Source organism: Fibrobacter sp. UBA4309 (genome assembly GCF_002395745.1).
GTDB lineage: Bacteria > Fibrobacterota > Fibrobacteria > Fibrobacterales > Fibrobacteraceae > Fibrobacter.
Map to the genome: position 1 here is coordinate 66710 of NZ_DGUN01000049.1, position 10128 is coordinate 76837.

8 protein-coding genes and 1 other RNA gene are annotated in these 10128 nt (G+C 56.0%); 4 read left to right on the forward strand and 5 right to left on the reverse strand.

The window, feature by feature from the left end:
• The first annotated feature begins 6 nt into the window (after positions 1-6).
• Together B3M32_RS06390 and B3M32_RS06395 are read left to right on the forward strand one after the other, a co-directional pair.
• The gene (locus B3M32_RS06390) at positions 7-1032 is read left to right on the forward strand and encodes an MlaD family protein (protein ID WP_290744358.1); all 1026 of its coding nucleotides are present in this window, start codon (positions 7-9) and stop codon (positions 1030-1032) included.
• A 12-nt stretch (positions 1033-1044) separates the two neighbouring features.
• On the forward strand, positions 1045-3147 hold the full coding sequence (locus B3M32_RS06395) for an ATP-dependent DNA helicase RecG (protein WP_290744360.1): 2103 nt from the start codon (positions 1045-1047) through the stop codon (positions 3145-3147).
• A gap of 23 nt (positions 3148-3170) precedes the next feature.
• Here the strand turns inward: B3M32_RS06395 and B3M32_RS06400 are convergent, their stop codons facing one another.
• Together B3M32_RS06400 and B3M32_RS06405 are read right to left on the reverse strand one after the other, a co-directional pair.
• Positions 3171-3512, reverse strand: a complete 342-nt coding sequence (locus tag B3M32_RS06400; protein WP_290744362.1) for a hypothetical protein — start codon at positions 3510-3512, stop codon at positions 3171-3173.
• 12 nt (positions 3513-3524) lie between these two features.
• Positions 3525-5267 (reverse strand): hypothetical protein, encoded by a 1743-nt coding sequence (locus B3M32_RS06405; protein ID WP_290744364.1) that lies wholly within the window; start codon positions 5265-5267, stop codon positions 3525-3527.
• A gap of 108 nt (positions 5268-5375) precedes the next feature.
• On the opposite strand from B3M32_RS06405, the gene rnpB reads away from it, so the two are divergent.
• An RNA gene (gene rnpB / locus B3M32_RS06410) (RNase P RNA component class A) lies at positions 5376-5751 on the forward strand.
• Positions 5752-5801: 50 nt separating this feature from the next.
• Here rnpB and B3M32_RS06415 read toward each other — a convergent pair.
• From B3M32_RS06415 to B3M32_RS06425, 3 genes are read right to left on the reverse strand one after another with little or no spacing between them, the layout of a single operon-like run.
• Positions 5802-7127, reverse strand: coding sequence for a hemolysin family protein (locus B3M32_RS06415; RefSeq protein WP_290744366.1), 1326 nt, complete (start codon positions 7125-7127; stop codon positions 5802-5804).
• Positions 7127-7600, reverse strand: coding sequence for an rRNA maturation RNase YbeY (gene ybeY, locus B3M32_RS06420; RefSeq protein ID WP_290744368.1), 474 nt, complete (start codon positions 7598-7600; stop codon positions 7127-7129). Before ybeY ends, B3M32_RS06415 begins: the two co-directional genes overlap by 1 nt.
• The gene (locus B3M32_RS06425; protein ID WP_290744370.1) at positions 7600-7890 is read right to left on the reverse strand and encodes a hypothetical protein; all 291 of its coding nucleotides are present in this window, start codon (positions 7888-7890) and stop codon (positions 7600-7602) included. The genes ybeY and B3M32_RS06425 overlap by 1 nt, the downstream gene beginning before the upstream one ends.
• 156 nt (positions 7891-8046) lie before the next feature.
• Here B3M32_RS06425 and B3M32_RS06430 point away from each other — a divergent pair, with 156 nt between their 5' ends.
• Positions 8047-10029: a FecR family protein gene (locus B3M32_RS06430; protein WP_290744372.1), complete on the forward strand. Its 1983-nt coding sequence runs from the start codon at positions 8047-8049 to the stop codon at positions 10027-10029.
• Positions 10030-10128: the final 99 nt, after the last annotated feature.

Sequence of the window (10128 nt, forward strand, 5' to 3'; positions counted from 1 at the left end):
CCCCATATGAAGCTTTCTGACCGGGCCATTGGCTACATTTCGCTGATTGCACTCTTCTGCACCTTTGCGGGTGTCGCCTACGGCATGTACAGCGCCCACCAGGACGTCCCCCACACGGCCACTGTCGATTTTGACGAACTCGGGACACTCCAGCCCGAAGACGACGTCGTCGTCCGCGGTTACCGCGTGGGCACCATCGGCACGGTCACCTGGCTTGGAGACCGGTCCCGCGTGCAGATCAAGTTCGACGAGCCCCTCATAATCCGCGAAGGGACGCAGTTCAACAACGTCAACTACGCCCTTATGGGGCAACGCCGCCTGGAAATCATCCCCTCGAAGACAGGCAAGGTGTTGCCCGAAGATTTCATCCATACGGGGCATTTCGAACCGGGCATCGCCGAAGCGCTCCGCCTAATGGAAGACGTCGGCCAGCAGATTTCCTATGTGCGCGACGCCGTCCTCCTTATCGCCAACGGCGATTCCACTCACGCCTCCGCACAGCAGAAATACGAAGAAATCATCGGTACCGTAGAAGGCCTGCTCAACAATATCGACAAGACGGTCAATTCCCTGCAGCCCAAGGTAAGGACGTTCTTCAACCAGATCCAGGACGCCAGCAATACCCTTATCGAGACGACAAACCAGGCGGACACGGCCATCGAGAACGCCACCCAGAGCATTAGCGAGAAGATTACGCAGGCGCAGGACATCATCAAGACCCTCGCCGACGGAACGACGAAGATCAACGAGACCGTTACCGCCATAGAGAACTCTCCCGCCATCGACAAGCTCCTGAATTCCAAGGAGCCCGTCGAAAAGCTCAACGAAATCGTCACCAAGCTGAACAAGCTCATCGCCGCCATCGACACGAAGGGCATCAAGATCTATGACGACAACGGCAACCCCGTCAAGCTCGTCACCTGGAAAAACATGAACCTGATTGGCGACAAGGCTCGCGACAAGGCGAAGGAACGCGCCGAGAAGGGTGAAAGCCTGCCCGAATCCAAGGCACCCGAGAAAGCCGAACAATAAAGAAACGCCGACATGGACATCTCTCAGCTTCCCGGACTCGGCCCCAAGAGAATTGAAGCCCTGCGCAAGGCAGGGCTGACTTCCATCGCCGAACTGCTGTACAATATCCCGCGCAGCTACCTCGACCAGACGAAGGTCACCCGGATTGCAGACTGCAAGGCCGGAGAAAAGGTGGTACTCATCGGAAAAATCATCCGCTCGGGAATCGTACGCGGCAGGAAATCGCGCTTCGTGGCCACGCTTGCCGACGGCACCGGCGAAATCCAGCTGCTGTTCTTCAACGCGGCAAGTTTCTGGTCGCGAAAGATCAAAAACGACTCCCGCTGGCTCGTCTCGGGCCAGGTCGGTGAATACCGCGGGTTGCAGATAACGCATCCCGACATGCAGAGTTTCGACGAAGACGAGGAATTCAGCGGCTGCATCCAGCCCATCTATTCCATCAGCGAGGCGTGCCGCGAGTCCCGCATGGAACAGAAGTTCTTCCGCAACCTCTACAAGACGATTTTCAAGTTCCCGAACCTATCTCTGCCGGGACTATGCCCGCGCGAGCTGACGGACTACCTGCATTTTAGCCCGGCCATCGAGAACCTGCGCACACTCCACCAGCCGCAAGAGTTCCCGGCAATATACAAGGCGAAGCGCGAGATGAAAGTACTCGAGCTGTTGCCGTTCTGTCTGCGCATGGTAAAGAGGCGCGAAAACCAGAAGTTGCGCGGGCACGAACGGCAGATTGACCTTGGCTGCGTCATGGCGGCAAGGGCGCGGTTGCCTTTCGAACTGACCGGCGGGCAAGAAAGAGCGCTCGACACGATTGTCGCCGGGCTCAACGGCAAAAAGCAGTTCCACGCGCTCTTGCAGGGCGACGTCGGTTGCGGAAAGACCGTCGTCGCGATGCTGGCCATGATGGCGGTATGCGGGACGAAACCTGCGGAGGGGAGCGCTCTGCGCGAGCAGTGCGCCATGATGGTTCCCACGGACATTCTCGCAAGGCAGCACTACAAGACACTCAAGCCTTTCCTGGAAGCGGCAGGGTTGCACGTACAGATGCTCGTGGGCGCCACACCGGCCGCCGAAAGGCGCGTCATCCTCGGCGAGCTCCAGATGGGGCTTGTAAACGTGGTCATCGGCACGCATGCGCTGTTCAGCAACGACGTGACATTCGCGAACCTGGGATTCGTCATCATTGACGAACAGCACCGCTTCGGTGTCGGGCAGCGTGAAGCGCTACTGGCCAAGGGAAACTACCCGGACATGCTCGTGATGAGCGCCACGCCCATTCCCCGCAGTCTCGCCATGACTCTCTACGGCGACCTGAAGGTCATCAGCATCAAGGACAAGCCCGCCGGACGAAAGCCCATCAAAACGAGGCTCGTGAACGCAGCAAAGCGCGACGACATGAAAAAGTTTATCTGCAACGAGGCCGCCGGCGGCAATCTATGCTACTGGATTGCAAGCCGCGTCGGTACGGACGACGAAGGCGGTGCCCGGAGCGTCGACGATATCGTCGATGAACTGCGGGCGTATATCGCAGGGCCGGGACGCGCCGTCCCGGGAGTCGCAACACTCAAGGTCGCGGGAGTCCACGGGCAGATGGACGAAGCGGAGCGCGATGGAATCATCGCGCAGTTCGCGGCGGGCAAAATCCAGATTCTCGTGGCGACGACCGTCATCGAGGTGGGCGTGAACGTGCCCGCCGCGAACCTGATGGTCATCGACCAGCCAGACCGCTTCGGCCTCGCGCAGCTGCACCAGCTGCGCGGCCGCGTAGGCCGCGGCAATGCCCAGGCATGGTGTTTCTTGATGATACCCGAAGGCGACGCCGCCGAAAGCAGCATGGAACGCCTCTCGCAGTTCTCGCAGACCGAAGACGGATTCGAAATTGCGGAACTCGACCTCATGAACCGCGGCGCCGGGAACCTCGAAGGCAACGAACAGAGCGGCTCCTGGGTGTTCCGCTGGTTCGACTGGATTGCCGACCAGGAACTTATAAGCCAGACGCTAGAAACCGCAGAGCACATCTTGAAAGATTCATCGGCATTCGACGAAAGTGCCCGCGAAAAAATACAGGCCTGGTACGGCGAAAAGGATTTCGTGAACGAAGACGGAGTGCACTAGGCAATCTCCGGCGCGTACAATCGCTACAGCAGGTTCGTGAACGTCCCGACAACGAGCGCGAGCAGCACCACGTTCAAGAAGAACATCGCGCGGCGTACAATCAGGAAGAACACGGACTGCCAATGCAATACGTGGTCCGTCGGGTCCACCAGTTCCTTGAACGCCAAAAAGATGTTGATGCATCCGGTAAGGACCATCATCAAGGCGCCCGGGAAAAAGCCTTCACCCCACACCATCGCGGTCACGACAATGCCCGCGATAATCGCCATGAAGCCGATGATAATTTCCATCCGCAAGACAGCGTTCTTGAAACGGCGGAACTTCTTCTGCTTCAACTTCTGGCGTTCTTCGTCCGTTTCCTTCATGCTCAGCTCCTGCTACAGTGAATACGTCGTCGTGATGGAGAAATGCGGTTCGTGCTTGCGCGCCCCGTTCATCGGGAAGCTCACGTCCACCTTGTTCACCAGGCGGCTGATGGACTTGGTCTGCACAAAGCGGGCGCCCAGGCCAAGCACGTAAATCAAGTCTTCGCGGTTGATGTCCATCAGGTCCCACGCGGTCTCACCCACGCTCGCGAAGCCGACAAACACGGGCACGAGCGTGAGTATCTCGAAATCCGGGAACCAGCGCTGTTCGATATTGCCGTACACGCGCGCCTGGCCCGTATAGAATCCGGTCGGGAATCCGGCAAAGCCTTCCGAACCTCCCAACGAAAGCTGATTGCCGTACCGGGCGTCGTCATAGACATCGACAAGGCCCTTGACCGCCGTAGAAAGCTTGTTGCTCGGGTGGAAAATGTATTCTCCGAGGACTTTCCCGTAGAAATCCCTGCGTTCGCCGTGATCCAGGTAGAAGTACGTCTGCGTAGAAAGGTTCAGGTGGTGGTGGCGACGCCCCAGGTAAAGGTTCGTCCAGAAGTCGAGTCGGAAGTCGTTATCGGCGGCACCGAGCTGTTCGTAGTTCTTGGAAACCTGTGCCTTGAGCTTCCAGCCCTTGTCCACGTCTTCGGTCCACTTCGCGTTGTGGTAATTCCTGATTTTCTCGTAACGGAGGTTCGAATATTCGATATAGGCGCCCACGCGGGAATCCTTGCGTTCCGGGAGCCATTCGTTCCAGGCACTGGCGGAATCGATGGCATACGCGCCTTCGCCGTCGGTAAACAGGTAGCGGAAAAGCTTGCCTTCGCGCGCCGTGGTCCTCCGGTAGTCATACGTTCCTGCCACATAGAACTTGCGCTGCGTCCCGCCAAAAGAACGCCCGAGGTGGAAGGAGAGCGAGTCGTCGATAAAGTCCTCGACCTTCATGAGTTCGACAGTCTTGTCGCCGTTATATTCCTGCAGGTTCAGGGAATCGAGCGGCTTGTCGGTAGAATAGGAGACCGCTCCCGGAGGCATGTCGCCGCTCCCGTAAAAGTAGGCGAAGCGCTGGTTCTTGAGGCCGGCAATCGTATACGCCCACTGGTTCACGCTACGGCTCAAGAACGGGCGGTACATCTTCCAGCTCGCGAGGTAGCCGTCGGTGTTGTAGCTGTACAGAAAGTCCAAGTGGTTGTAGCGCAGCAAGAAGTGCGGGGCGCCGTATTCCACCTGCCACATGTCGCGGAACTCGTCGTGGCCGAAGTAGAAGCCCAGCAGTTGCCCCAGCCCGAGGAAGTTGCTTTCCTGTACGCCGATTCCCCAGTTCAGGTTGTCGTACGTCCACTCGCTTCCCGAAAAGCCGAAGCTGACCGGGACCGTCAAGGTCCAGTTGTCGCTCGTGTGCACGTTCGCGATGTTCTTGCCGCTATCCTGCACCACGGTAATGCTCGCGTCGCTCAAAAAGCGCTGGTCGCGCAAAAAGCGTTCCGATTCGAGCATCAGGTCGAGGTTCACGTAGTCGCCCTCGTTGAACAGGAGCAGCTTGCGGACGGTATGCTCGCGGGTCTCGATATGCACCCAGTTCAAAAAATCGTAGGCCAGCTTGTCGTAGCGGGTATGCACACGGGAGTCGTCGAACACATCCCCGATGTCGTAGCGGATTTCATCTACACGGAACACGGCGGAAGAATCCACGGCTGACTGAGTCGGGGTTTCGGTAGCCGTTTCGGCCGCCGCCCACGTTACAGACGCAAATAATGACAAAAAAAGAACAAACCTATTCACTCTTGAACCCTAAAAAAACAAAGTAAATATACAAAAAAGCCCACCGTCCACTCCTTGCACAAGGCGTCCACGTTTTCTAATTTTGTACCGGGTAGCGGATGACCGCCGGCAGCGATGCTGGAGGAAAGTCCGGGCACCGCAGGGCAGGATGCTGGATAACGTCCAGGCGCGGAAACGCGACAGACAGTGCAACAGAAAGCAAACCGCCCCGCACGGGTTTCGGCCCGTCGAGGTAAGGGTGAAATGGCGAGGTAAGAGCTCACCGCGTTCCTGGTGACAGGGATGGCACGGTAAACCTCATCCGGTGCAAGACCAAGCAGGAATCCGTCCGCAAGGACCGGCTGCGGCCCGCAGCTGTTGGATATCCGGGTAGGTCGCTTGAGGCGGTCGGTAACGATTCGTCCAGAGAGATGGTCATCGCCCCGCAAGGGGTACAGAACCCGGCTTATAACTACCCTAAAATGAAGGCCTCTGCGATGAGCAGAGGCCTTCTCCTTTGAAATTCAAAAATGATTACACCTTCTGGAAAACGCCGGTCTTGGTCGTTTCCTTGCCCGGCGGGAGGATCATCATGACCTTCTCCATGCGGGTACCGTCCATCTTGAGCACGCGGAAGGTGTACCCCTGGATCTTGACTTCGGCGCCCGGAGACGGAATCACGCCGAGCGTCGCCTGGATAAGACCAGAAAGCGTTTCCACATGCGAACCTTCCGGCGGATTCAGCTCCACTTCCAGTTCGTCTTCCAGGTCGGAAAGCGTCATGAGCGGGTCGAGAATGTAGCGTCCGTCCTTCAGCTTCTGGACGTCGTCTTCCTCGTCCGTATCGTCTTCATCCTTGATCTCGCCGACGATTTCTTCCAGAATGTCTTCCAGCGTGACAAGGCCCGCCGTTCCGCCGTATTCGTCCACCACGATCGCGAGCTGGTTGCCCGTCTTGCGGAGTTCCGTGAGGAGGGCGTCAATCTTCTTGTGGTACGGCACGAACACCGGCGGCATCACGATTTTCATAATGTCGAACGGTTCGTCGCCATGTTCGGTATACCATTCCAAGAAGTCCCTGTTCGAAAGGATGCCCACGATATTGTCCATCGTCTCCTTGTAAACGGGCAGGCGCGAATGGCGTTCGCTGTTCAAGACCTTCACCAGGTCTTCGAGCGGGGTATCTACATCGATAGCGCACATGTCCACGCGGGGCGTCATGATTTCGCGTACGGGAGTTTCCACGAACTCGAAGATGTTCAATATCATCTGCTGTTCTTCTTTTTCGAGGCCGTCTTCTTCCCCGTTCTTCGTATCGGAAAGGTCGGCCTGCACGGCGTCGCGCATTTCTTCGGAAAGGAAGCTCAGCTTGGAATCGTAACCGAAAAGGACAAGCAACTTGACAAACACGACATGGCAAATCTTGGCCGCCGGGATAAAGGGCAAGCGGGCCACGCGGAACAGCGGCACCAGGATTACAGACAAAGTATCCGGCTTGAGATTCGCGACCAGGTACGGGATGAACACGCTTACCACATATATCAGCGCGCAGGCCACAATCAGGTACACCACCACCGCGATATACGGATACGTATGCACGAACGGGCACGACGAATTTTCCAGCAAGAAAAATCCGAGGACGGCCGCACCGACATTGCCGAAAATACGTCCGATGGAGACGCATTCGTTGAATCCGCGCCACTTGACGATGGCAGCAATCTTTTCTTCGCGGTCGTCGCGGTCCTTCGGGTCGCGCTTGGCGTAAATCAGGCTAAAGGCGCACTTGGTCGCAGAGAACAGGGCGGATGTCAGCAGGAACACGCAAAGGAAAACTACCGCCAGTATTTCGGAATCTTCCATTACGTCTTCTCCTTGTACGGGTCAAGTCCCAGGAACTCGCATTCACGGGCCCGCATCACCTTGCGGTCCGCCGCCTTGATATGGTCGTAACCGGAAAGATGCAGGAGTCCGTGCACAATCACGCGCTTGAGTTCGGCGAAAAACGTATTGCCGTATTCGGGAGCCTGGCGCTTGACCTGGTCACGGGCAATGTAGATTTCCCCGAGCATTTCCTCGGCACCGGGTATTTCGTCGTGCCATTCGAACGAAAGCACGTCGGTCACCTTGTCGAGCTTGCGGTAGTTCTTGTTCATCTCGCGGACGAACTCGTCGCTGCAGAGAACGATGTTCACGCTTTTTTCGGTCCCTTCCTCCTTCAGGAGTCTGCGGGCCATGGATTCAAATTTATCCTTCCACGGGAAGGACTTGATGCTCCCTTCGCAAAGGAAGTCTATGCTGTACTTCTTTCTCTTACTACTAGCAGGGTCAGGCATTAAATGTTATACCACTTCTTCAGGTTTTCTATGATGGCTTCGGCCTGGGCCTTGCCACTGATGTTGAACTTGCTGCGGGCCTTGAAAGCACCCCCAGCCTTCTGGTAACGGCGCAAATACACCTTGGGTTCGCCAAATTCTCCCGTTTTGGCGTTTTTTTCCTGGCAAAGGAACATCATGGTCTGCCAGGCACCCTTGGTAAGGACCGCCTTGTCCAGTTCCTTGATAATTTCTTCACCCGTTTCCACATCGTTCATTGCAACGGTGGGTTCTTCTATTTCCATGCTCATAGTATGGCCCCTTTTTGCGTATTTAATGGGTAAAAGATACATTTTTCTTTCGAGCACAACAAATAAAAGATATATTTAAGTTGGTTTACATCTTGAACGAGGGGCAACATGTCATTTTCGCGAAAATTTAAGGTTTTAACCATCCTTTTGGCCGTTTTGGCGTCCTATCCCATGGCCGCCGCCGGAAAAATCCGTTTCGCCATAGGCGACGAACGTAAGATTATTGACGCAAAAGGAAAAGAATCCGAGGCCAAGACCGGCGGAAAGGTCCGAGAGAAGGACAAGATACGTACCGGGATAGAAGCCCAGGTCATCGTCGCCCTCCCCGACGGCAGTATCGTTTCCGTCGAAGAAAACTCCCTCGTCGAATTCACGAACCTCAACTCCGCAAACGGCGTGCAGACGGCCATGACCGACATCAAGCAGGGCAAGGTCCGCTTTGATGCACAAAAACAGAAAGGCAACAGCAAGTTCCAGTTCAAGACAGGGACTGCCACAGCCGCCATCCGCGGTACGGACGGTGCCGTGGGCGTTTCCAAGAAAGGATTCTCCGTTTTCGGCCTCAATTCCGGAAGCATGGACATCGAGGCACAGTGCGGAGCTACCGGTTCTATCCAATCGGGCGAAATGATGGTTGTCCACGCCACCGCCTGCCAGATCTTCAAGCTGGCTAACCAGAACGCCGGCAGTGAAAACGTGATCGAGCAGGTCATGAACGCCATCGACAACGGCAACGGCGAAATCGACGAAAATACAAAGAAGCTCCTGGAATCGCTCGACAAGGTCATCGAGTCCGTCAAGGCACAGGGTGCCAAGGCATTGAACTGCAAGCTCCCCGAACTGGCCGACACCATCTCGACCAACAGCATTTCGGTCAAGGTCACCTGCGACAAAGCCCCGAAGGCCTTCCTGGTCAACGGGACAACGGTCGCCCAGAACCAGGCGGCCATCGACATCAGCTCGGACTGGGATCCGAACATCCTCGGCGAAAAGAAGTTCGACTTCACCTGCGTCGACACCATTGACGTCGTCAGCGAAGCCAAGAAGCTAAACATCCCGGAAAACATCATCCCCGAAAACCAGAAATTCGTCCCCGTCAACCTCTCTTGCGGGACAATCCAGACCTACTACTACAATGCCGCCATCGATTCCGCCAACAAGGCTAACCTGGAAAAGCAGGATTCTGCCGTCACGGATGGAATCGAGTTCAATATCGTCGCCAACACGGACGAAATCTGCAACAATGGTTTCATTACCCTGAACGGAGCCATCATAGGGGCCAAATTCGACGCTTCCCAGAACATCAAGATCGTGTTCAACACCGGGAACAAGTCCAGGCAGATGAGCATTCCGGCATCCGAGAACAATTTCACCTACATCTTCCCCATCAAGGACTCCGAGAAAAACTGGGAAGCGACCAAGCTGGAAGTCTCGGTCCTGTTCCCTGACGACTCGAAGAAGGTCGCATCAATAGCCCTTCCGGCGAACAAGTCCTGCAAGGCCGTCAACACGATCAAGCCGAGCGTTTCTATCCAGACGTTCAACTCGAACATGCAATGCCAGGCCAAGTTCAAGGTCATCAACAACGAAGACGATGAAGCGCTCGTTTCTATCTTCCGCGACGGAGACCTTGTCAGGGAAATGACAGCCAGCGGAAACGACGAAGGAATATTCAACCTTTCTAGCGGCACCCGTCCCTACAAGGTTGTCGTCACCGACCAGGCGAGAAACGAAGGCTCCGCGACCAAGACGCTGACCTGCTACGACAAGAACGCTTCCGCCTACGTAAGTGTCAACGGCAGCAGGAAGGCTTTCGATGAGTCCAAGAGAGTACCCAAGGCGCCTCCCCAGATCGACAACGTGTTGCACAAGACCCTGAAAATCAAGATCAACAACATGGAACACAGGGACTACACGCAAATCGAAAGCATCACGGTAACGCAAGAAGGCAAGCTCGGGAACGTATTCTTCCTGTCCAATGCGAACGGCGACATCGATGCCCTCGACTATAGCATCCCCGTCGACGTGGAATACGGCAAGAGAACGACTTTCAAAATAAAGGTCAAGCTGTACAACGGAAGAATTCTTGAAAACAGCGCTACATACCATTACAACGTTTCAACTAGCGAGGCCCACTAATGAAGCTTCCGCATAGATTATTCCTTTCTACTCTCGCGACCTGTTCCATCTTCGCCATGGCACAGCAGCCTGCACAGGCCCCGGCAGCAGTACCCCAGG

Bases quoted from the DNA above. Each gene is read 5' to 3' on its own strand.
- B3M32_RS06390 (WP_290744358.1), top strand. From the start codon at position 7: ATGAAGCTTTCTGACCGGGCCATTGGCTACATTTCGCTGATTGCACTC.
- B3M32_RS06395 (WP_290744360.1), top strand. From the start codon at position 1,045: ATGGACATCTCTCAGCTTCCCGGACTCGGCCCCAAGAGAATTGAAGCC.
- B3M32_RS06400 (WP_290744362.1), bottom strand. From the start codon at position 3,512: ATGAAGGAAACGGACGAAGAACGCCAGAAGTTGAAGCAGAAGAAGTTC.
- B3M32_RS06415 (WP_290744366.1), bottom strand. From the start codon at position 7,127: ATGGAAGATTCCGAAATACTGGCGGTAGTTTTCCTTTGCGTGTTCCTG.
- ybeY (WP_290744368.1), bottom strand. From the start codon at position 7,600: ATGCCTGACCCTGCTAGTAGTAAGAGAAAGAAGTACAGCATAGACTTC.
- B3M32_RS06425 (WP_290744370.1), bottom strand. From the start codon at position 7,890: ATGAGCATGGAAATAGAAGAACCCACCGTTGCAATGAACGATGTGGAA.